The sequence below is a fragment of the Aneurinibacillus thermoaerophilus genome, assembly GCF_019603355.1.
Lineage (GTDB): Bacteria > Bacillota > Bacilli > Aneurinibacillales > Aneurinibacillaceae > Aneurinibacillus > Aneurinibacillus thermoaerophilus.
In genome coordinates this window covers 38936-61166 of the sequence record NZ_CP080764.1, presented here as the reverse complement: position 1 = coordinate 61166, position 22231 = coordinate 38936, and the positions used below count along the sequence as shown (strand labels likewise).

The following is a 22231-nucleotide window of genomic DNA, read 5'->3' as shown; positions in this document are numbered from 1 at the left end:
CGCCATTATTCCTCTTCTCTTTGATATTTCGGTCGTTCCACCGCTCTGATTGTTTTACGTTCGCGATGATCGCTTCCTGTCCACCAGCGTTTCCCGTCTTTCTGCAACAACTCATGTGCTTCCACTGGTCCCCATGTACCCACTTCGTATTCCGCAAGCGAACACGGGTCTTTATCCCAGGCGCAACGGATCGGATCGATAAACTTCCAGGCGAGCGCTACTTCGTCCCAGCGCGTGAAAAATGTAGAATCTCCCAAAATCGCATCATGAAGAAGACTTTCATAAGCTTCTGGTGAAGCGGCTTCGCAATCGTTACAATACTCCATCCCAATCGGAATAATTTGACTGTCTGTGCCCTGCTTTTTCGCATTTAACAACAAAGTAATCCCTTCGTTCGGTTGAATACGAAAAATAAGCAGATTCGGCATTAAATCGTTATTTTTATTAAAGTACAACCGTTTCGGCAACTCTTTAAACTGAATCACAATTTCCGTTAATTTCTCCGGCATTCGTTTGCCTGTGCGGATATAAATCGGAACATCCGCCCACCTGAAATTATCAATATAAAGTTTAGCCGCTACGAACGTTTCGGTTGTGGAGGCCGGATTCACATCCGGCTCTTCCCTGTAACCCAAAAATGACTTTCCACCTATTGTTCCGGCAATATACTGTCCCCGTACAATGTGCCTGTCTACCTCTTCCTCCGAAAATCTACGCAGCGCACGCATAACCTTTACTTTCTCATCCCGGATCGCCTCTGTTTTCAAGCGGCTCGGCGGTTCCATGCAAACCATCATGACCATTTGCAGCATATGATTCTGCACCATATCGCGGAGCGCACCCGCACGATCGTAGTATGATGCGCGATCTTCTACTCCCACCGTTTCGCTGGCCGTAATTTGAATATTATCAATGTGACGGTTATTCCAGAGCGGTTCAAACATGGAATTGGCAAAACGGATAACCTGAATGTTTTGCACCATTTCTTTCCCTAAATAATGATCAATGCGGTATATTTCTTCTTCCGCAAACGATCGTTTAATTTCTTCATTTAATGCTTCGGCGGACGTATAGTCGTGACCGAACGGTTTCTCAATGATCAAACGCTTCCAGCCTTTTGTGTTCGTCAGACCACTTTCTTTCAAATTAGTTGCCACCGTACCAAATAGCTGTGGCGCGATCGCCAGATAAAACATGCGATTGCCCGACAATTTGTTCTCTTGCTCTTTCGCTTCTACCAACGATCGTAAAGCAGCATATTTTGCAGTATCTTTGACATCGAACGATATGTAAGAAAATCGAGCGGCAAACTGTTCCCATTCTTCGCCTGCACACAATGAAAGTCTGCTGAATTCTGCAATCGAATTCTTTACCCAAGTACGGAATTCAAAGCTATCTATATTTTTACGTCCAACACCAATTACCGCAAAATTGCACCGCAGTTGTTTCTCACGGTATAAGCTATATAAAGCTGGAAACAATTTACGCTTTGCCAGGTCTCCTGTAGCACCAAAAATGGTGAAAATAAAGGAAGGGATTGTTTCCTGTTGCGTAGACAACGACCGCACTCCTCACTTCGGAAATTTTTCCTCAAAAATATTCATCGTATATTATATCCTGTTTTCTTATTACGAGAATTACAATTATTTTACCATGTTGAACTTATTTCAGCCATTCACCCTATTGGTCGAACCAGCGAAACATCTGTGTACCTCAAGAAGGGAGATAATTGATGGAGAGAAAGTATACAATAAAAAAACGAGACCCCAAGCTTATTGGGATGTCTCGTTTTTCTCCGCTTCCTTGTATGTTTCCTGTTCGCCTTCATATGCCCGCCAATACAAACCGACGAAACTCAAGTAGTGCCTGTGCGAATGGCTCTATCTTCTCCAGCATGATATAATGCCCTGCTCCTTCAATGACTCTAGTCTGTACATTCGTATTTGCTGCGACCGCTTTTTCCAACGCGCCTTTCGGCAGCAATTTATCTTCAGATCCATATACCGCTAAAATCGGAATGTTCAGTTGTTTAAACGTGTCTTCCCCTTTGTATTGATTGCAAGCAAAAAAATCATCATGCACAATAGAGGTTTCTACCCAGCTGAGCTGCTCTCGCTCTTCTTCCCACAATTCAATGGGCGTCTCTTTTCCATAAGAAGCTTTAAATAAAAATTCTGGGAAACTACCGGCCACAAGTTCTTCAAGGATTTTCGGATGAACCGGCATCTCATAATGACTTGCGTCAAGCACAAGCCCTTTCACATTTGGATTGCGGGATGCCATTTCAATTCCGATCATACCACCCATCGAATGGCCGACTACAATCACATCCTGTCCGCCAATCTGCCCGCTTACCCAATCGGCGTACTCTTCAATGCTTTTGCAGCGCATGTTCGTATTTTCACCATGACCGGGCAAATCAAGCGCAATGCAGGAAACTCCGTCCATTCTTTCTACGAGTCCGCGAAATTTTGCTTTCGTTCCGCCCGCACCGTGAATCAATACAAAAGGAAGCTTTCCGGATTGGCTCATGTTTTCCCCCTATAACAATGATTTTGAAATAACTACGCGCTGAATCTGGTTCGTGCCTTCGTAAATCTGGGTAATCTTCGCGTCACGCATCATGCGCTCTACCGGAAAATCCTGAATATAGCCGTATCCGCCCAGAATTTGCACCGCATCTGTCGTAACCTTCATCGCGACATCGGAAGCAAATACTTTCGCCATAGAAGCCAGGCGCATCAACGCCGGTTCTTTCCCCGTGCTTTCGAGATTATCAAGCGCGCTGGCTGCCCGGTAGACAAGCCCCCGCGCCGCTTCTATCTGTGTCGCCATGTCCGCCAACATAAACTGAATCCCCTGGAATGAGCCGATCGGGCGTCCAAATTGTTCGCGCTCTTTGACATATTCAAGGCAGACGTCCAGCGCCCCCTGTGCGATGCCGAGCGCTTGCGCACCGATACCTGGCCGGGTCTTATCCAGCGTTTTCATCGCCACAAGAAATCCCTGGCCTTCCTCTCCAATAACATTTTCCTCCGGTACACGACAATCTTCGAAGAATAATTCCGCTGTCGGCGATCCTTTAATTCCCATCTTCTTTTCGATCTTTCCTATGCTTAATCCAGGTGTTCCTTTTTCGATCAAAAAAGCAGTAATACCTTTATCCGTCTTCGCAAAAACCGTATATATATCGGCGATGTTGCCGTTTGTGATAAAGCATTTTTGACCGTTTAGCCGGTAGTATTTCCCGTCTTTTTCTGCCCTCGTTTTCATACTTTTTACGTCAGAACCAGCGCTCGGCTCGGTCAGTCCGAAGCAGGCAAGCTTCTTCCCGGTCGCCAAATCAGGAAGAACCCTCCGCTTCTGTTCCTCGTTTCCGCTCAGCAATACTGGAAGGGAACCCAGTTCCTGCACAGTGATGATCTGGGAAGAAGAGGCGCACACACGCGCCACTTCCTCGACAATCAAGCAATAACTCAACAAATCAAGCCCGGCTCCGCCATATTCTTCCGGCAGATTAGCACCGATGTATCCATACTCGCTCAGCAAATCCTTAATATCAAACGGATATTCGCCTTGCTCGTCGATTTCCGCCGCACGCGGCTTGATTTTTTCTTGTGCCAGCTTATGAATTTCCCGCTGAATTTCCTTCTGCTCTTCCGTTAATGCGAAATTCATCATCTTACTTCGTTCCCCTCGTGTAATCATAGAATCCTTTTCCGGTCTTGCGTCCAAGGTGACCCGCGCGTACCAGTTTGCGCAGCAGTGGCGCGCTGCGATACTTCGAGTCTTGTGTTTCTTCATACAGAGAGTCTTGCACATACAGCAGCGTATCGAGACCGATAAGATCAGCCAGCGCCAGCGGCCCGATCGGATGGTTCGCGCCAAGCTTCATGCCCTTGTCGATGTCCTCGGCGCTTGCCGTCCCTTCCATCAACACGAAAATCGCTTCGTTAATCATTGGAACGAGAATACGATTTACCGCAAACAGCGGCGCTTCTTTAACATCGATTGTTTCTTTGCCCATCTCTTCCACAAGAGCCTTAGCTTCCTGGTATGTCTGCTCTGTTGTGCTCTGGCCACGAATAAGCTCTACCAGCTTCATGACTGGCACCGGATTGAAGAAATGAACGCCGATGACTTTTTCCGGCCGATTCGTTACGCTGGCGATTTCCGTTACGCTCAAACCTGAAGTGTTCGTCGCGAGAATAACATCTTCGCGTACAATCTCATCCAATTTCTTGAACACTTCTTTTTTCAATTCCATATTTTCGCTGACAGCTTCAATAATGAAATCAGCGTCTTTAAGGCTGTTCCAATCTACTGTCGTTGTCAACACGCTTTCCAGTTCTTTTTTCCGCTCTTCCGTGAGGCGTCCCTTTTCAATGCTACGGTTCCAGTTTTTCTGAATGCCCGATAGTCCACGGTCAAAAAACTCTTCTTTCTGTTCTACAGCCACTACCGTAAAGCCGGCTTCCACTGCCGCCTGCGCAATACCTGAGCCCATTGTGCCGAAACCGATAATCCCGATTTTTTTTGCCATATTGTTTCTCCCCCTGTTTTTATTATTTATTCTGGAACCTAGGCTCCCTGCGTTCAAAGAAAGCAGCGACCCCTTCGTTCTTGTCTTCCGTTAGACAAATCTCACCGAATGCCTGCGCTTCCATCTCCAATCCTTCACTTAACGATGCTCTCAGTCCGTCATCAATCACCCGCTTTGCCGCACGAACGGCAAGCGGTCCGCGCTTCATAATGATACCCGCCCAGCGCTTCGCTTCTTCAAGCGCGTTTTCTTCCACTAGGATCTCTACTAGACCTATACGATACGCTTCTTCAGCAGAGATAAATTCACCGGAGAAAATCAACTGTTTTGCTTTGCCTGGCCCAACTAAGCGTGCAAGACGCTGCGTTCCGCCATAGCCGGGAATGATGCCAAGCTTTACTTCAGGAAGACCAAGCTGGGACTTGCGGCTCGCCACGCGAAAGTCGCAGGCCAGCGCCAGTTCAAGACCACCGCCCAGCGCAAAACCATCAATCGCTGCAATTACCGGCTGCTTCAATTCCGCAATGCGCTGAAAAATTCGCTGTCCTCGCCGGCAAAGTTCGATGCCATCTTCCTTCTTCAATTCCGGAAACTCTTTAATATCCGCACCGGCTACAAATGCTTTGTCGCCCGCACCACAAATCACCACCACATCGCAGCTATCGCCGATAGTATGTAAAATTTCGTCCATCTGTTTGAAAAAGGCTTTGTTTAATGCGTTTACCGGGGGAGCATCAATCGTAATTAGACCAAGCCGGTTATCTACTTCCCAAGTTACTTTCAATTTTCCGCACCTCCATAACGTCTATTACTTATCTTGGTTCAGCATTTATGATTCAAAAGCAATAATGGTGCCAATTTTAAAAATTTATCGCCCCTAGAAAAATAGTAATTTATATAAAAAGGAAACAAAAAATTTGTTTCATTAAGAAACGAATTTGTTTCCTTTTTGGATTATCAATTCCTTAAAGATACAGATTTAAAGCCATTGCTTATTGTATGTTGTACTTTTTTAACCTTTGATAGAAAGTTTTGCGACTAATACCTAGCCTTCGAATTGCCTCCGTGCGAGTCCGGCTTGTCCTAAGCACTTCTTCCAGCATTTCTTTCTCTGTTTTTTCAATCAGAGCTGGAAGATTTAAAGCATTGGTGCCGGACGCATACTGTCTCGATGGCTCTATGGGAGATTCGCTCAATACGCTTCCTTCCCGCACAAATGGCGGGACATCTTCCGGCACAAAGTAAGACTTGGAGCATACAGCAATCATACGCTCCAGCACGTTACTTAGCTCACGGACATTTCCCGGCCAATCATATCGTTCAAAAATTTCGTATACTTCTTGGGTTACGGTAACTTGCTTGCGATACTTCGATTTTAATTCACTTAAAATATTATTCATCAAAATAGGCAAATCCTGTTTTCTCTCCCGTACCGGGGGAATATGGATCGGCACAATATTCAATCTATAATACAAATCTTGACGGAATTTCCCTTCCCGCATTAATTTCTGCAAATCGCGGTTCGTGGCTGCAATGATGCGTATGTCAAGCGGATATATCGTCGTGCCACCTACTTTGATAAACGCTCTTTCTTGCAATACTCGAAGGAGCTTGGCCTGAAGAAAAAGCGAAAGCTCGCCGATTTCGTCAAGAAACAAAGTTCCGCCGTTCGCCAGCTCAAATAACCCGCGCTTTCCACCTTTGCGGGACCCAGTAAACGCGCCCTCCTCAAATCCGAACAGTTCGCTTTCAAATAATGATTCCGGAAGCGAGGCCATATTAATTGCGACAAACGGTTTATCACCGCGCGGGCTCGCCTCATGAATCGCACGGGCAAACACTTCTTTCCCTACACCGGTTTCCCCGAACAACAGTACTGTCGCTTCCGAATCAGCCACCTTTTTCGCCATTTCAACTGCCTGCCGCATGCCGGGCGCATGACTTTCTAGCAACGAAAAAATTTTTTGGTTTAGCTGTTTCTCAAGCTGTGTAGAATATGTTTTATACCGCTGCAATTCCTCCTGCAAAGCGTAGAATTCGCTAATATCCTTCATGATCGCGACCGCTCCGATCAACTCCCCTTTTTCAATTAGCGGAGTCATATTAGCAAAAATATGAATATTAAGCGAATCCAGATAGCTATAATCATTAATCAACGGCTGTCCCGTTTTAAGAACTTCCAGAATCCGCGCTTTCGGTTCGACTTTGCTAAGTTTTTTGCCGATAATTTTGTGCACAGGTACACCGAACTGTACCGAATAAGCGGTATTAACGTATACGATGGTGCTATCTTTACTGATAACTAGTACTGCGTCATGCATTGACTCAAGTATGGAAAGCAGATGATTCTCCAGCTTCACTGTCCTCATCCCCCCTTTTTTTCTATGATATATCATCTTGAATTTTTCAGCATTTGTACGCTGGTAGATGAAGATGATCATTATTTATATACACATACAGGGAGAAAGTAACAAATAATGAAAATTCCAAATAAAAAAACTATGAATTTCTTGAAAGTTCCTTATGGACATCTTGTTTGATTAAATTATAATGAGATATAGTGTAATGATTAAATAAGGCAGGGAATTCAGATGGAACGATTAAAGTCGGCGCTTACACTATTCATGACCATGTCACTTATTGTTTCAGTATATGTTCTTATTTGTCTTGGCATTTCATACATTTAACTTTCCTTGCTTACATTATACAAAATAAGGTGGTTCTCTCCAAAAGAGGCCACCTTATTTCTTATTCCTTCCATATCCTTCACCCTATCGTTTCCTCTCCGTTCTTAAAACGGAGCGTTTTTTCTTTATCATAAAAAAACAGGCGGAACAACGAAGCTCCAAACGATTTGACTGAAAAATCTGTGTCTTTCTGACTTTCATATCTTTTTTTTACAAACTCGATGACCGACTTTGGAATTCTCTGCCGGGCAATAAAACGGTAAAATAAACGATATCCTTCTTTCAAATGCTCCCAGCGTTGGTCGCTGTCCTCTTTTACATACTCGGAAACGTCAATTAATTTCACACCCGACTTCTGCAAAATAATATTTTTTAGATGAATGTCCCGTGGATTTAACCCTACACTGCGCGCATAGCGTATCGCTGCGTCCACTTCTTCAATAACCCAAGGGGCAATATAAATTCCTCTTAAGAGACAGTCATACAAATTGAAACCTTGTTCGTAGCTTATCACAATAAAGTTATCGCCTCTGCCGTAAAAGCGAGGAAAATATGAGGTTTCTCCCAAGCGGCGGTACGCTTCTATCTCATTCGCCAATTTTTCTTCCCGGCCCGCCGCGTACACTTTAAATGCATATCTTCTGTGTTTCCAGTACACAAACACAGCCGCATCCGTCCCGCGTCCCACGCACTCCATCTCTTTCGGCACATACGCAATATGCACAAGTTCATTCCCATCAACCGGGACAATTTTAATTTGCTCGATCAACGGAACGATCGGTTCCCACATCATACGCAACAACCTTTCCTTCGCTGTTGTTTGTATTTCTGTAACAAAAAAGACCTCCGCACACCGCCAAGAAACGCCCGGGCAATGTGTGAAGGTCTTGCATACCCAATGGTTCAAAAAGGGCTCGGCATACCGAGCGATTGCATCGCTGTATTGACGATATGCCGACCGGATTGTATCCGGTAGCTACTCCCCTAATTGGAGTCAGATTTATGTCTAACTCCAATCACACTCATATACATTACATGTCATGCCTTAACAACATTTTGTGGTTCGATAATTATTATATCACACTATCCTATTGCTTATAAGGTAAAAAAATGATCTAGCACATTCTTCCATTTTCGGCTTAAGGCTGACTCGCTCCTCCGTCCCAGGACGTAGAAAAAATCAAACGGACGCCTGTTATAGTAAAAGTGCTTGTCAGGTTAAGATAAACTCAAGAAACGGAACATGAAACAAAAAATGAAGGAGGAAAGGGAATGAAAAAGAAAGGCTCCTATCTTTTCGGGATGGGATTAATGGGATTTGGTGCCATTATGCTACTTGGCATCCTCAATCTCGGGTTTCTAATTCCACTATTCATCGCCGGATTTTTCATCTATACCGGCTGGAATCTTATCAAAAAAGCCCGGGGAAAAGCAGCGGTTACTACAACCAATCCGTTATACGATATGATGCCACGCCATCCCTATGAAACCAAACAGGTCGATGAATTAGATTTATGGGAACAAAAAATAAACCAAGGAGGAACAAATTCATGAGTATTTTAAAACGTATGCGTAATATTACAATGGCAACTATGAATCAAGTATTGGATCATGTAGAAGATCCAGTGGCGATGCTAAATCAATACATACGGGATATGGAAAGTGAAATCTCGCAAGCAGAACTCGCGATCGCCCGCCAAGTAGCTATTGAGAAAAAATGGAAAATGATGCTCGATGAAACGGAAGCACGCATCGAAAAACGCAGTCGTCAGGCTAAACTGGCAGTAGAAGCCGGAGACGAAGCCATTGCCCGCCGTGCGCTGGAAGACAAATTAATCTGCGAAAGCAAAGCAGAAGAGTACCGCAAGCAATACGAAACCGTCCGTGGGCAAACCAATGTTCTGCGCGGACAACTACAGGAATTGAAAGATAAATTCTATGAAATGCGCAACAAGAAAGCTGCGCTTATTGCACGAGCTAACGCTGCGCGAACAACCAAGCGAATGAACGCCGCCCTTTACTCTATTGACACAGAAAACGTGACCAAAGGATTTGAAAGAATCGAAGAGCGTGTCATGATGATGGAGGTGGAAGCGGAAGCCGGACAACACATACGCGCTGCCCACCTCTCGCTCGAAGAGCAGGAACGCCAAGCTATCCTCAACGCCAAAGTGGAAGAAGAATTGAACAAACTTCTTCAAAGTAAAGCATAATCGGGTTTAATAGGATGGAAAGAAGATGCAATATAAAGACTGCCGAGGGAATGTCCCTGTGGCAGTCTTTATTTTTATCGTCCGTTAACCGCGTCTTTTAATGCTTTACCAGGAGAGAATGCCGGTACTTTTGTCGCCGGGATTTCGATCTCTTCCCCTGTTTGCGGATTGCGGCCTTTACGAGCTGCGCGATGGCGGCTTTCAAAGTTTCCAAAACCAATTAATTGCACCTTTTCGCCAGCTTTCAGTGCTTCCGCAATAGATGTCAGGATCGCATCAACCGCCTGAGATGCTTGTTTTTTCGTCATCTCTGTAGATTCTGCCACTTTCTCAATCAGCTCTGTCTTGTTCATACATATCCTCCTTTATAATAAAAGTTTTGATGGAATCTTTTATTATATACTCATTCTTTCAAAATACAAGCAATTTTAAACATGATTTAGAAGATAAAGCCAATTTTTTTGCTGTTTTTAGCATACTTGATACCCAAATCTTCCAATTCTCTGACAATATCATTCTCCTGCTCTTCTATCATCATACTTGCCAATAAGCAGAATGACAATAATATTTTCGAATTCAAAGATAGCGAATGATTGCTTTGCAATGTCAGGATAAGCTCTTTCTTCATACACTGCCATAAAATCAAAAAATCTTGTAGAAAAGGGGGGAAATGATATGGTGAAAGCAGGAAAAAAGTCGGCCACTAAACATAAGTACGGACAAATCCCGCCAGAAGAACGTTATAAATTTACGATGAAAATTGTCACCTCAGACAAATGCATCGTCTGTAAACAACAATGCGAACGTGGTCTGACATATATTGAAAAAATGTCGCAGCCAGGTGCCATCGGCTATGGAGTACCCTGCATTTTAACGAAAGGAAAAGCCTACAAATAAAGAAAACCCGGCATACAAACAAGACAAGGCCTGCGTTTTATGCCGGGTTTCTTTATCGTATTTAGTTAACGATCGTTTCTTGCATAAGACAAGCCATCAAGTCCTCAATCGAAGGAGCGGCGGCAACATGAACCGTGCCACAACCAACCGAGCGGACAGCATCTGCTGTTTTTTCTCCCATACAGACAAGCATTTTGGAAGAGAGGAAAGGGAGCGGGTCGATCTCCCTGCGTTCCAGTGCATCGATAAGTATAGGCACGGAAGCTGCACTCGGAAATACAATCGCATCCACTCCTGCATCTTTCAACAAACGCACCATATTCACATTATATTCCATGCACTCTTTTTTTTCATATACAGCCAGTACGTCACATTCGCCCCATTCCGCTTCGTAGCTTTCCGTTCGCTCCACCACCGAAACATCGCCTACGACAAGCACTTTTTCCCTATCTGCCAGTGAAGACGGTCGCTCAGAATGTAAACCCATTTCACGAAGCTTGCGCTCTGTGCGCTGAGAAAGCGTATAAAACCGTGCTTTCAGCAAACGGATATCCCGGTTGCTACGACGATATGCCGCAAAAAAGAAATCAACGCTCTCCGGGGAAGTAAACAAAATGTGTTCATATTCCCCGCTTCGCTCGATTGTTTGCTGCACCGTCTCATCATCCCGTTCACAGACAGCAAAATAGGGGTATTCTATAACATCGGCTCCCTGTTCCGTCAACGCTTCCGCTAGGTTTCCTTTTTCTCCGCCGGTACGCGCTACAAGAATCCGTCTTCCGAACAGCGGTTTGCGCTCGAACCATTGAATCTTGTCACGTATGCTTACAATGTCTCCCACTAGCGTAATAGCAGGGTTTTTTAAATCGGCTGCGTTAACTTCGCGCACAATCGTTTCCAGCGTGCCCTGTACAGTTTTCTGCCGCCCCAGCGTTCCCCAGCTAATAAGCACGACCGGCGTTTGAGGCTTGCGCCCGTGCTTCATCAAATTCTTACAAATATGTGGCAAGTTCTTTACACCCATATAAAAAGCAATCGTATGGATTCCAGAAAGCGATGCCCAATCGACCACCGGCTTTCCGTCCGCCGTTTTCGCATGCCCGGTCACAATGGCAAAGCTTGTGCCGTAGTCCCGGTGCGTCACGGGAATACCTGCATACGCAGGTGCCGCAATCCCCGCAGTAATTCCTGGTACAATCTCGTATTCCACACCGTGCTTGGCCAACTCTTCCGCTTCTTCCCCTACCCGGCCGAATACGGAAGGGTCGCCACCTTTTAAGCGTACAACTCGTTTGCCTTCCTGCGCTTTTTGGACAAGGAGCTCATTAATCGCTTCCTGGCGCAATGTATGATGCTTCGGGAACTTGCCGCAGTAGATAAATTCCGCGTCCGGCCTCGCAAAACGTAAAAAACGCGGATTGGCCAAACGGTCATACACAATGACATCAGCATTTTTAAGGCATTCAAGTCCGCGGACAGTAATCAATTTTTCGTCTCCGGGGCCTGCCCCCACCAGATAAACTTTCCCGGTTCTCATGGCTTCATCTCCCTATCAAAGGCCTGTTGCGAACAGTTCTCCTTATATTTCAAACAGGCGGAAATCCACCGTTTGACAAGAGAAGGCTGAGAAGCAAAATGAAGGTGGGTATATCCCGCCACAAGATTTTTCAGAATGACGCCTTCCCGCTTACTGCCGAATCGGCTGCGTGTTTCATACGCCGGCTGAAAATCCGCTCCTGGTTCAAACGTCGAATAGTGGAACTCATGTCCGCGCGCTATTTCCCCTTCAGAAAGCAGGAAATTTCCTTTCATCCCGGTCACTTCCCGGTACCCAAGCGCGGCACGCTTTGTATGCATTCTCGTCCGGCCCGGAATCACTCCGACCATATGATAGCTTTCACCATCAGTTGTCACAATTTCCTCGGTCAGATACATAAAGCCACCACACTCAGCGAACGTAGGCACTCCTCTCTCGATGGCGCGCCGTATTGAAGTGCGTACGCTCGCTTCGCGGGCCAATTCTGGTGCAAATTCTTCAGGAAACCCTCCTCCGATATATAAGCCGTTCACATCTTCAGGCACCGTCTCTCCGGCCAGAGGACTGAAAAATACACACTCCGCTCCCGCAGCTTCCAACATTTCGATGTTTTCCTGATAGTAAAAGTTAAATGCCGCATCTTTTGCAACAGCAATACGCACGATAGGTGCTTTGTCCAAAACAATGCTATCAGCTTCAGCATTAGCCTGCGGAAGCGGTGGAATATCAGCCAATTGAAGCAGACGGTCTACATCGATATGTTGCGCAATCATTTCCCCAAGGCGGACAAACAACGGCTCCAGTTCTCCGCGCTCTACCGCCGGAAGCAGGCCAAGGTGGCGTTCCGGAATGCGCACTTCTGGCGTACGCGTAAGTGTTCCAAGCAATGGGATGCCGCATTCTTTTTCCACCGCCTCCCGGATCAGTTTACCGTGCCCTTCGCTTCCGGCGTGGTTGGCAATCACGCCAACAATGGAAACCTTAGGGTTAAGCATCTGAAATCCTTTGACAACCGCCGCCGCACTACGCGCCATGCTTTGAACGTTCAATACAAGCACAACCGGGGTTTGTGTAAGAATGCTGATCTCCGCCGTGCTTCCGATATCTTCCGTTGGACTCTTCCCATCATAAAGACCCATAACACCTTCAATGATAGAGATATCAGCGTCTCTGCTGGCACGGGCAAGCACGCCGCGCATAACGTCCTCTTTGAGCATCCAGCTATCCAGATTGCGTGACGGACGGCCTGTAATAGCGGTATGATATGCCGGATCGATATAATCCGGTCCGCACTTAAATCCCTGTACGGTTAAACCTCTCTGTTTCAGTGCAGCCATTAAGCCAAGCGTAACCGTTGTTTTTCCGGCCCCACTTCCGGTCCCGGCAATAATTATACGCCTGTTCCCCATACTCTCCCTCCTCTCTGCTACGCAAGTATACCGACCGAAATCGTTACATTCCCGGATTTCTTCTTAGTTAACACAAGTTTTTCGTTTCCGCTATACCGCTTGCAAGCCGGCTCGCTTACGCCGTATGCGCCCGTGAATTTAAACACTGTCTCAGAGGGCTCTTCAATGTTCATCTCATTCAATTCCTGCGGCGTATAATAGACAAACTCCCAGCCGTATTTATCACAAACGGAAAGCAATCCTGCCTCATCCTTTTTCAGATCAATAGTGCAGATCGCTTTTACACTCCAAATGGAGAATCTAAGTTCATTCAACGTATCTTTGATGACGCTCTCTATTTCTTCCGCCGCAGTCCCGCGGTTACATCCGATGCCAAGTGCGATTACTTTCGGACGATACAGAACACCATTTTCCAGAATCGGCATCTCCTCCGGACGAAGTATGCGGTGTGTAATCACAAGTGCCGCATCTGGACTTGCCTCTATCGCCGCCTCAATCGAATCATAGATTTTAAGAGACGGAGGCATCGGCGTATCATGCATCCACCAATCTGTCTCGCCTGACTCCTGAATAATCGCTACATGTTCCTCATTAACTACGGAAGCGCTAACCGGTGTTAGCTTCTTCTCAGAATCCGGGTCCCAACGCCAGCCAAAACGGCGCCCGAATAAGTCGACCGGAATCGTCTTTTGCACATCAGAAGCGGTGGTAATAACCGGCTGTGCGCCAAGTAAAGCCGCCACCTCCCGCGTCAATTCGTTTGCTCCACCTAAATGCCCGGACAATACGCTGATAGCGTGCTGTCCTCTATCATCAACCACTACGACACCAGGATCTGTCTTTTTATCTTTCAGCACCGGCGCAATCATCCGCACAACCGCACCGAGTGAAATAAACAAAATAAGGCCTTCATATGCCGGGAAAAGCGCCGGAAACAGCAGCCGCACAGAGCCGTTGAATAGCTGAATACCCGCCGCTTCCTCATCGCCGTGCGCAAATTTGCTCATGTAGTATAAGTCAGCTTCGGGAAACTTTTTCTTAAGCGAACGCGCCATCTCAACCCCGTGCTTCGTAATCGCGACCATCGCGTATTTTCCCGTTTGTTTAATTTTCGGCACAACACCTTCCATAAGTTCAATAATGGCCGTTTCTGTGCGGCTCATGACGGAACCCCCTTACGGTAACGGTGCGTAAATTCTTTATCGTATAGTTTGGAACGAAATTCTTCATGGTTCGTAATATCCGGATCAAGAGCCCAGCCGGCTAATATCATCGCATGTGAGCGAATCCCCTTGGCACGCATATCCTCAGCCAAATTCTCCAGCGTAGAGTGGACAATGATTTGATCTGGCCAGCTTGCGCGGTACACTACAGCAACCGGCGTTTCTTTGGCCCAGCCCGCCGCCAAAAACTCTTCGACTACTTTTTTTACAAGAGTAGCGCTTAAAAACAGCGCGACCGTGCAGTGGTGAGAAGCCAGATCGCGCAACTTCTCCCGCTCCGGAACCGGCGTCCGTCCTTCAGCGCGCGTCAAAATCACCGTTTGCGTTAAATCTGGAACCGTCAGTTCAGCGCCAACCGCCGCGGCGGAGGCAAAGACGGAGCTAACACCCGGCACAATTTCGTACGCTATCCCGTTCTTTTTCAAAAGCACCATCTGTTCAAGAATCGCACCGTATACAGCCGGATCGCCCGTGTGAACGCGAACCACCTGTTTGCCCTGCCGCGCGCGGTCCACCATAATATTGACCATCTCCTCAAGCGTCATTCCCGCTGTCTTTATCACTTCCGCTTCCGGTTTCGCCCGCGCGATAAGATCTTCATTCACAAGCGAATCAGTCCATAGTACAACATCGGCCTGCTGCAGCAACTTGAGACCTTTAACTGTAATCAAATCCGGATCGCCCGGGCCTGCTCCGATAATGTAAACTTTCACTTTCTCACCACCATCAGCGTTAAATATTCAAGCTCCAACCCTTTCAGCTCCGCCACGTTCGGCCAAATAACTTCTTCACCTGAGGTTACTTTCGTGACAACAGAAGCTTTGGAGAGCAAATCCAATTCCGCTAACAAATCAACCATCATATCGATAACCTTGGCCACTTTCAAAAACACGACGCAATCGTGGGTTAACAGCGCCTGTTTCATTTTTTCGCGATCTTCCGTCGCAGGCACTACCGCCACGTGTTCATCCCCATCCGCCAACGGCAAACCAAGCCGGGAAGCAACCCCATTAATAGAAGAAATGCCTGGTATTGAGACAACTTTAACCTCCGGATACTTCTCCTGCATCAACCGCATCATATGGATGAACGTGCTATACAACATCGGGTCCCCTTCCGTAATAAACGCCACATCTTTCCCCTGAGATAGCCGCTCATACACCTCATCCACTGTGTTGTTCCATTCCCGCTCCAGAATGTCCTTATCTTTCGTCATAGGAAACACAAGGCCCAGCATTTCCTTCTCTCTCTGGTCGATATACTGCTCGGCAATCGCGTACGCGTAACTTTTGCTGCCTTTTCGTTTGCGCGGATAGGCAATAACTGGCGATTCTTTCATAACCCGGTAGGCTTTCACAGTCAAAAGCTCCGGATCTCCCGGACCTACGCCTACTCCATATAATGTTCCTTTCGCCATCATTTCTCCTCCTTTCGTTTCGCCGTGACGATATAGATCGGATTCAGTCCTTCGAATCGGTTCATATGTAAAATCGGTTTGCTGCGTGAAATTTGAGCAAGCGTCACCGAAGTCTCGAAGCCTTCCGCTGCAAACGCCTGCATTGCTTCGTACAATGTTTCAATCGTAGCCGCATTCAATACAATGCGTCCGCCCGGTTTTAAACGCGAACAGCAAACATGCAGCAACTCCTTCATCTCACCGCCCGTACCGCCAATAAATACCGCATCCGGATCTGCAAACTCTTCCAATCCTGCGGGAGCACGCCCATGTACAACGGTAAAATCGGTGCGGAACTTCCGCATGTTCTCCCTGCAGTTTTCCAAATCGGCCTCATTCTTTTCAATAGCGAATACTTCTCCCTTGCGACAGATGCGGGCCGCTTCAATCGCCATCGAACCTGTGCATGTGCCGATATCCCAGACGATGCTGTTCGGTTTCAATTCCAGGGCGGCCAGACTGAGCACACGAACCTCCCGCTTCGTAATCAGTCCTTTATCCGGCTTACGCTGTGCAAACTCTTCATCCGCGATCCCTAGCGGCCAATGCGGGGCCGGAGCCTCGCGTTTCAAAACTACAAGATTCAATGGCGCACATTCCGCCTCCGCCATTTCCTCCATGGTCATCCAGCGCGTTCTTTCCTCTACTCCACCAAGATTTTCAGCCACAAACGCCCGGTACTCGTTGACGCCGAACGAAAGCAAATAACGTGCAATCGCGGCCGGATTATTCGCTTCATCAGTCAGCAAACATACTTTGTCCAAGCCGTCAATTTTCTGGACAAGCCCTTTCATGCTGCGACCATGTACGCTCAAAAATTCACAATCCTGCCAGCTTTCCTGCATTTTCGCAAACGCCTGCTGAATGGAGCTTATGCCGGGGTAAATTTCCACCGGTAGCTTCTTAGCCAAATACGAACCAATGCCATAAAACAGCGGGTCGCCAGAGGCAAGTACAACCGTCTTCTTGCCCGATTCCGCAATTTTGGACACGATAGCCGAAAGACCGCCTTTTACCGTAAGTTTCTCCCCATGGTATTCCGGGAAAAAACCCAAATGCCGTTCGCCACCAACCAAAAGTTCGCTTTCTTCAATCCACTGCCGGTATACGGGCAGCAGGCTTTCCGCTCCGTTATCTCCGATGCCTATCACTTTGACCGGGCTCTGCAATCGACTCTCTCCCTTCCCAATATCTCGTTTTTCATAGTAATAATCACCGTTTCTATTTCTGCGTCACCGTCCATTTCTTTCAAGCCAGATTCACATACATAGCGGCACAAAAGCCGGAAAAATTCATCACAGCCTTGCTCCCGCATCAGATCGCCTACCTGGGAAGCAGTATTCGCTTCCCGGATCTGCTTCACAAGCGGTTCCGGCACGCCCGCTTCTTCCGCAACCCGGGCCAGAAAGCCGAAATCGACCGGTGCGCTTTTGGAATGCACCATCATAACCCCTTGGGCAACTTTGGAGAACTTGCCCATCATGCCGACAAGCGTCACGCGCTTCACGCCGTACTTCTTGCACATCTTTAGCGTAAAACCGACGAAATCGCCCATTTCGATAAACGCCTCTTCTGGATAGTCTTCATACAGCTGCATGGCGAATTTTTCGCTGCGTCCCCCGGTAGTGGCAATTACATGTTCGCACCCGCATTCCACAGCAACCTGAATGGCCTGGGCAATACTTGCTTTAAACGCGGCGGTCGAAAACGGAACAACTGTCCCTCTCGTTCCAAGGATGGAGATGCCACCAATGATCCCCAGACGGGCATTCAACGTCTTCTTCGCAATTTCCTCTCCATCCGGAACGGAAATGACAATATGTACCCCCCGTTCCATACCATATTGATCCAATACTTCCTGCGCCGTCTCCATAATCATGCGGCGTGGTACCGGATTAATCGCAGCTTCCCCTACAGGTACAGGAAGGCCCGGTTTGGTCACTCTTCCGACGCCGACGCCACCGTCCAATGTAATACCTGGATTTTCCTTCCAGCTTACAGTTGATACAATAAGAGCCTTATGCGTTGCGTCAGGGTCATCGCCAGCGTCTTTAATAACCCCTGCCGTCGCGTTTTCCTCCCCAAATTCTACATTTTGCATATGAAAAGTCACCCGCTCGCCAATCGGAAGAAGAATTTCGGCTTCCGTCACAGCTTCCTGCCGGATAAGGGACAAAAGGGCGGCTTTTGTGGCCGCCGTCGCATTTGATCCCGTCGTATAGCCATGACGCAATGTTTTTTCTTCGTCCGCCATCTTTATCCCCGCTTTTCAGCCATGATGGATAACGCGTTGACTGCTGCAACCACAATTGTACTTCCGCCTTTGCGTCCGACGTTTGTAATAAAAGGAATATCCAGCTTCGCTAACTCCTCTTTCGATTCGGCTGCAGACACGAATCCGACCGGCATGCCGATAATAAGTCCCGGACGGGCTACGCCCTCCTTCACGAGTCGAATCAGTTCTAAGAGCGCAGTTGGCGCATTTCCGATAGCAAAAATACCGCCGTCTGCTTCCTTCACCGCTTTCCGGGTTGCCACGATAGCCCGCGTTGTATTCAGGCGTTTCGCTTCCTCAATCACATCCGGATCAGAGATGTATACATGAACACTTCCCCCGAACTTCTCAATGCGAGGTTTGCTGATGCCTACCTGTACCATCTGAACATCAGCAACAATCTTCCGTCCTTCACGGATTGCGCGAATCCCTGCTTCAACAGCGTCCGGGTGAAACACCATACTCCTTCCAAGTTCAAAATCGGCCGACGCGTGAATCACACGTTGCACAATTGGATATTGCTCCTCAGTAAATGGATGCTCTCCCAACTCTTCTGTAATGATTTCAAAACTTTTCCCTTCAATCTCCTGCGGCTGTACGGTTAACGGTTTAAACTCGGTATGAAAATCCATCGTTTGCTGCCTCCTTCAATTTTTCTTTCAGTGTCTTAATCACTTCATCAAACTCAGAAAACACAGTTCCATACTCGATTTTCGGACGAGCGATCATAATTGTCGGAATCCCCATCTCCAGCGCCGCTTCCAGCTTTTCGTCCACAGAGCCGACTTTTCCACTCTCTTTCGTAATCATAAGCGTCACATCGTACTGCTTATAAAGTGCAGCATTTAGCTCTTTGGAAAACGGGCCTTGCATAGCTACAATATTTTTCTGTTCAATGCCAAGCTGTTCGCACTTTTCCATGTTGTCTTTGCGCGGCAACATGCGGGCCACCAGTGTAACATCAGGCAACCCCACCAGCTTTTCCGCGAAAATGTGCAATGTTTTGCTTCCGGTAGTCAGCATAATCACGCCTTTGTGACGTGCGGCCAGTTCAGCTGCCTCTACGTAATCGCGCACCACTGTAATCAAAGGGTGCGACTTCCTTTCAATGGATGCGCGTTCGTAGCGAATATACGGCACATCCGCCCGTTTCGCGCCTTCAAGCGCGTTGCGCGAAGCTTCTTCCGCAAACGGATGGCTTGCGTCAACGACCGCGAAAACTCCTTCTGCACGAATCAACTCACAAATTTCATCCGCGTTCATTCTACCAACACGCACAGGGAGTCCGGCTTCTGTCATGCTTTTGGCAGCGTTCTCCGTGACAACCGTTGTCAACAGTGGATACCCTTCTCCCTGAATGCGAAACGCCAGCTCCCTCGCGTCGCTCGTTCCTGCAAGCATAAGAATCATATTAAGCCTTCTCCTTTTCCTTTTCGTGAGCTTCATGATGATGAGCATGGTGAGCATGCCCATGATGATGGTGGTGATGATGGTTACCATGATCATGATCGTGGTCATGATGCAAATCCATATGCTCTAACGCAAACAAGCGATACTGGCACGTATCGCAGTTCATCTTAACCTCATCTTGCAACGCTTCCTCAGCCCGCTCACAGAAAATATAGCGTAAGCCCGGATGAAAGCCAATGTATTCCGTCATTAAAAATTCACGGTCAGAATATTGAGACCGGAAGTGCTCCAGTTTGTCTTCCATCCGCTTCATGAGAATGCCGGTAAATAAAAGGTATGGAATGAGTACCACTTTTTTCGCGCCGAGTTTAAGACAGCGGTCAATTCCTTCTTCAACCGAAGGGCGGGTAACGCCGATAAAACATGTTTCTACCCAACGCACATGCAGACGTTCCCATAAAAGCCGCGAAAGTTTAAATACATCGCTATTGGCGTCAGGATCGCTGCTGCCGCGCCCAATAATCAAAATTGCCGTATCTTCCGCTTCTTCTTCCACGTCAAATCCCGCCTCTGTAAGACGCGACTGCAAAACGTTCAGCACTTCGTTATGAATACCAATTGGACGCCCATAAATAAACCGGACATGCGGATATTTTTCACGCGCTATATCCAGCGCAGCAGGAATATGAATTTTCGAATGTCCTGCCGGAAATAACATCATCGGAACAACAGCGACATAGGTCGCTCCCCGCACCACGCACGCATCAAGTCCCTGCATAACATCCGGCTCAGCAAATTCAAGAAAACAAGTCTCCACTACTGGAACGGGAATCTCCTGTTTTATCCCATCGACGAACCGTAGAATTTCTTCATTCCCCTGCGGATCTCGGCTCCCGTGTCCCACAAATAACACCGCTTGCATGGTATTCCTCCTTTCCCCGTTTAATCCCCACAGACCGCTTCTACCAGCACCCGCACTGGAGCGTCTTCATGTTTAAAGCCCTCGATCTCTTTTACGCGCTTAAAGAACTTGTGGAACCGTTCATTTGGATGTCCTTCTTCCTTGTACTTGCGCAAAATCCGTTCAATCAGGCCGACAACCTCTTCCGGTTCAATTCCTTCCGCTACCGGCTGGCCCACATGAGCGTTACGACCCGTCGTCTTTGCACCAAGGAATAAGTCGAACTTTCCTTTTCTGAAAACAAGCCCAATATCTTCCGTTACCGCACCATAGCAGGCCATTCCACAGCCGTTAAAGCCAATCTTAAGCTCCTTCGGTACCTGCATGCCGCCGAACAATTCATCGATTTGCTCGGCATATGGAATTGCGTCCCTTTTCTCCCCGTCGCAGAAATCGCACGCCTTCAGCGTCACTACATCACCGACCGGCTGCACAAGCAGACCAGCCGCCCGCAATTTAGCGGTAATCTCCTCTGGCTTTACCGTTGGAACACTGACCCGAATCTGGTGATGTGGCGTATATTCCATCGTTCCTTTTTCGCCAACAATCTCCGCCAGCACCAGCATTTGCTGAGCCGTAATTTTTTTGTTAGCAACACCCGGAGATACAGCAAATTCAAAGATAGACTCCTGCACAAATCCGGCTGTCTCCAGGGGATTTGATTCAGGCGCCGTACCATACAACTTGCCAAGCGCTTCTTCTGCAAGCGCACGGGTGTATGATTTTTCGGCCTGTTGTTCCTGCTCACCCGCAAACACACTGTGAAGCGCCCACGGTTCGTTTTCTGGACGTAAACGCTGATGTGGAGCCAGCGCCTGCTTGTCCGCATTTAACGTATATTTGCGCTGATAACCGCGCGGCGTAATCATTTTTCCATCATAAAGCCGAGTCGAATTGTTTCCAATAATAACAGTGGTCAACATGCCGATTTCATGGTCCAGCATATGGGCCAAATCCGTAATGACGATTGACTGTCGCTCCCGATACGCGCTCTTGACAAGTCCAACCGGCGTGTCCGGCGAACGGTATTTCAACAATATACGCTGAGCCTCTTCGATTTGGCGCGTCCGGCGCCCGCTTTTCGGATTGTATAAAGCAATAACAAAATCAGCCTGTCCGGCCGCCTCCAGCCGCTTTGCAATCAGTTCCCACGGAGTCAAATGATCGCTCAGGCTAATGGTGCAGGCATCGTGCATAATCGGAGCACCAAGCAAGGAAGCACACGAATTAATGGCTGAAATTCCAGGTATAACTTCGACCGCAAACCCTTCTTTCTCCGTCCATCCCTTTTCCATAAGCACTTCATATACCAATCCGGCCATGCCATATACACCAGCATCACCACTCGAAATAACGCCGACTACTTTGCCTTGTTCCGCCTGACGCACTGCCTCCTGAGCGCGTCCTACTTCCTCCGTCATACCGGTCTGAACCACGATCTGGTCTTCCCGCAACAACCCGCGAACAAGTTCCACATACGTGGTATAGCCAAGAATCACTTCGCATTCTTCAATTGCTTCGCGGGCTCGCTGCGTAATGTGCTCAAAGCTTCCAGGTCCAAATCCGATAATTAGTAATTTTCCGCGTTTTCCATCCATATATCTCACCCCGTTACCGTTT

At 47.5% G+C, this 22231-nt stretch carries 23 protein-coding genes; 3 read left to right on the top strand and 20 right to left on the bottom strand.

Annotation, left to right across the window (positions count from 1 at the left end):
• Nucleotides 1–5: 5 nt before the first annotated feature.
• The 7 genes from zwf to K3F53_RS00285 form a co-directional block, all read right to left on the bottom strand.
• Nucleotides 6–1559 (bottom strand): glucose-6-phosphate dehydrogenase, encoded by a 1554-nt coding sequence (gene zwf, locus K3F53_RS00315; RefSeq protein WP_220559249.1) that lies wholly within the window; start codon nt 1557–1559, stop codon nt 6–8.
• A gap of 265 nt (nt 1560–1824) precedes the next feature.
• On the bottom strand, nt 1825–2532 hold the full coding sequence (locus K3F53_RS00310) for an alpha/beta fold hydrolase (RefSeq protein WP_057897174.1): 708 nt from the start codon (nt 2530–2532) through the stop codon (nt 1825–1827).
• 9 nt (nt 2533–2541) lie between these two features.
• Nucleotides 2542–3678: an acyl-CoA dehydrogenase gene (locus K3F53_RS00305; RefSeq protein ID WP_057900184.1), complete on the bottom strand. Its 1137-nt coding sequence runs from the start codon at nt 3676–3678 to the stop codon at nt 2542–2544.
• A 4-nt stretch (nt 3679–3682) separates the two neighbouring features.
• Complete coding sequence (locus K3F53_RS00300) at nt 3683–4543, bottom strand: 3-hydroxybutyryl-CoA dehydrogenase (protein ID WP_057897175.1); 861 nt, start codon at nt 4541–4543, stop codon at nt 3683–3685.
• Nucleotides 4544–4565: 22 nt separating this feature from the next.
• Complete coding sequence (locus K3F53_RS00295; protein WP_057897176.1) at nt 4566–5327, bottom strand: enoyl-CoA hydratase/isomerase family protein; 762 nt, start codon at nt 5325–5327, stop codon at nt 4566–4568.
• A gap of 208 nt (nt 5328–5535) precedes the next feature.
• Complete coding sequence (locus K3F53_RS00290) at nt 5536–6912, bottom strand: sigma-54 interaction domain-containing protein (protein ID WP_246615667.1); 1377 nt, start codon at nt 6910–6912, stop codon at nt 5536–5538.
• A 397-nt stretch (nt 6913–7309) separates the two neighbouring features.
• Complete coding sequence (locus K3F53_RS00285; RefSeq protein ID WP_057897178.1) at nt 7310–8023, bottom strand: serine/threonine-protein kinase; 714 nt, start codon at nt 8021–8023, stop codon at nt 7310–7312.
• A 479-nt stretch (nt 8024–8502) separates the two neighbouring features.
• On the opposite strand from K3F53_RS00285, the gene K3F53_RS00280 reads away from it, so the two are divergent.
• Together K3F53_RS00280 and K3F53_RS00275 are read left to right on the top strand one after the other, a co-directional pair.
• On the top strand, nt 8503–8784 hold the full coding sequence (locus tag K3F53_RS00280) for a hypothetical protein (protein ID WP_057897179.1): 282 nt from the start codon (nt 8503–8505) through the stop codon (nt 8782–8784).
• A complete protein-coding gene (locus K3F53_RS00275) occupies nt 8781–9443 on the top strand; it encodes a PspA/IM30 family protein (RefSeq protein WP_220559248.1) in 663 nt (220 codons plus the stop codon). The genes K3F53_RS00280 and K3F53_RS00275 overlap by 4 nt, the downstream gene beginning before the upstream one ends.
• Before the next feature lie 74 nt (nt 9444–9517).
• Here the strand turns inward: K3F53_RS00275 and K3F53_RS00270 are convergent, their stop codons facing one another.
• Together K3F53_RS00270 and K3F53_RS19575 are read right to left on the bottom strand one after the other, a co-directional pair.
• Nucleotides 9518–9796 carry an HU family DNA-binding protein gene (locus K3F53_RS00270; RefSeq protein WP_057897181.1) on the bottom strand — a complete coding sequence of 93 codons (279 nt, stop codon included), beginning with the start codon at nt 9794–9796 and terminating at the stop codon, nt 9518–9520.
• 159 nt (nt 9797–9955) lie between these two features.
• A complete protein-coding gene (locus K3F53_RS19575; RefSeq protein WP_257721581.1) occupies nt 9956–10081 on the bottom strand; it encodes a hypothetical protein in 126 nt (41 codons plus the stop codon).
• A gap of 37 nt (nt 10082–10118) precedes the next feature.
• Between K3F53_RS19575 and K3F53_RS00265 the strand changes: the two genes are divergently transcribed.
• Nucleotides 10119–10340: a hypothetical protein gene (locus tag K3F53_RS00265; protein WP_057897182.1), complete on the top strand. Its 222-nt coding sequence runs from the start codon at nt 10119–10121 to the stop codon at nt 10338–10340.
• Between the two features lie 61 nt (nt 10341–10401).
• Here K3F53_RS00265 and cobA read toward each other — a convergent pair whose 3' ends face one another.
• The 11 genes from cobA to cobJ are packed head-to-tail and all read right to left on the bottom strand — an operon-like array spanning nt 10402 to nt 22209.
• Nucleotides 10402–11877, bottom strand: coding sequence for a uroporphyrinogen-III C-methyltransferase (cobA, locus tag K3F53_RS00260; RefSeq protein WP_220559247.1), 1476 nt, complete (start codon nt 11875–11877; stop codon nt 10402–10404).
• The gene (locus K3F53_RS00255; RefSeq protein ID WP_057897184.1) at nt 11874–13286 is read right to left on the bottom strand and encodes a cobyrinic acid a,c-diamide synthase CobB; all 1413 of its coding nucleotides are present in this window, start codon (nt 13284–13286) and stop codon (nt 11874–11876) included. Before K3F53_RS00255 ends, cobA begins: the two co-directional genes overlap by 4 nt.
• Before the next feature lie 17 nt (nt 13287–13303).
• A complete protein-coding gene (locus K3F53_RS00250) occupies nt 13304–14449 on the bottom strand; it encodes a cobalt-precorrin 5A hydrolase (protein ID WP_220559246.1) in 1146 nt (381 codons plus the stop codon).
• Entirely contained in the window at nt 14446–15222 is a 777-nt protein-coding gene (gene cobM / locus K3F53_RS00245) for a precorrin-4 C(11)-methyltransferase (RefSeq protein ID WP_057897185.1), read from the bottom strand. Before cobM ends, K3F53_RS00250 begins: the two co-directional genes overlap by 4 nt.
• Nucleotides 15219–15929: a precorrin-2 C(20)-methyltransferase gene (cobI, locus tag K3F53_RS00240; RefSeq protein WP_057897186.1), complete on the bottom strand. Its 711-nt coding sequence runs from the start codon at nt 15927–15929 to the stop codon at nt 15219–15221. Before cobI ends, cobM begins: the two co-directional genes overlap by 4 nt.
• The gene (locus K3F53_RS00235) at nt 15926–17134 is read right to left on the bottom strand and encodes a bifunctional cobalt-precorrin-7 (C(5))-methyltransferase/cobalt-precorrin-6B (C(15))-methyltransferase (protein ID WP_057897187.1); all 1209 of its coding nucleotides are present in this window, start codon (nt 17132–17134) and stop codon (nt 15926–15928) included. The genes cobI and K3F53_RS00235 overlap by 4 nt, the downstream gene beginning before the upstream one ends.
• Nucleotides 17113–18219: a cobalt-precorrin-5B (C(1))-methyltransferase gene (locus tag K3F53_RS00230; protein WP_220559245.1), complete on the bottom strand. Its 1107-nt coding sequence runs from the start codon at nt 18217–18219 to the stop codon at nt 17113–17115. Before K3F53_RS00230 ends, K3F53_RS00235 begins: the two co-directional genes overlap by 22 nt.
• A 2-nt stretch (nt 18220–18221) precedes the next feature.
• Nucleotides 18222–18872, bottom strand: a complete 651-nt coding sequence (locus K3F53_RS00225; RefSeq protein WP_057897189.1) for a precorrin-8X methylmutase — start codon at nt 18870–18872, stop codon at nt 18222–18224.
• Entirely contained in the window at nt 18850–19650 is an 801-nt protein-coding gene (gene cobK / locus K3F53_RS00220) for a precorrin-6A reductase (RefSeq protein ID WP_057897190.1), read from the bottom strand. Before cobK ends, K3F53_RS00225 begins: the two co-directional genes overlap by 23 nt.
• 1 nt (nt 19651) lies before the next feature.
• A complete protein-coding gene (locus K3F53_RS00215) occupies nt 19652–20572 on the bottom strand; it encodes a sirohydrochlorin chelatase (RefSeq protein WP_091260639.1) in 921 nt (306 codons plus the stop codon).
• 20 nt (nt 20573–20592) lie between these two features.
• Nucleotides 20593–22209 (bottom strand): precorrin-3B C(17)-methyltransferase, encoded by a 1617-nt coding sequence (gene cobJ / locus K3F53_RS00210; RefSeq protein WP_220559244.1) that lies wholly within the window; start codon nt 22207–22209, stop codon nt 20593–20595.
• Nucleotides 22210–22231 lie beyond the last annotated feature (22 nt).